This is a genomic window from Streptomyces sp. SID14478 (assembly GCF_010548525.1).
GTDB lineage: Bacteria > Actinomycetota > Actinomycetes > Streptomycetales > Streptomycetaceae > Streptomyces.
In genome coordinates, this window is record NZ_JAAGMG010000461.1 from 1 (window position 1) to 595 (window position 595).

Here is a 595-nt window from a genome sequence, read left to right on the forward strand (position 1 = left end):
GGGCGCCGAGAACCAGACGGCGTGGGCCCGGCCGCCGTCGCCGAAGTCCAGCGGGTACGGGATGCGGCCGATGTTGCTGAGCAGGGTCGTCGAGGTCCACGGCGCGGCGGCCGTGCGCAGGGCGCGGGTGGCGGCCGCCCGCCACGCCACCGGGGCGTACGGCGTCGTCAACAGGGCCGCTCCGTGGCCCAGTTGGGGGCGCACGAGCGACTTGAGGGCCGTGGTGCGGGCGGCCGTGAGGCGCAGGAGTTCGGGCGTCGGTCGGGTCAACTCGTCCGGTGCGAAGGGGACTTCGACCAGTCGTGTGCCGTTGCCGATCGGCATCGTCGCGTCCCGCGGGCGGTCGTCCACCGGCATCGTGATGCGCAGGGGGCGACGGGCCCGGTGGCCGGCGCCGTGCACACCGTGCTCCTCGTTCCAGTCCGCGATCGTACGGGCCGTGGCCACCATGAGCTGGTCGTTCACCGTGTACGGGGCGCCCTTGGGTCGGTGCGGCACGGCGAGCTCGCAGACCAGGAGGCCGTTGCCGGGGCGGGGCTCGGGGGAGCCGGGGGCGACGCGGGCCGGGCGCGCCCAGGGCGACGGCAGGTCGGGC

General features: G+C 76.1%; 1 pseudogene. It reads right to left on the reverse strand.

Annotated elements, in window-relative coordinates:
- Positions 1–595, reverse strand: a pseudogene (locus G3I40_RS15305) (condensation protein); the annotation flags it as partial.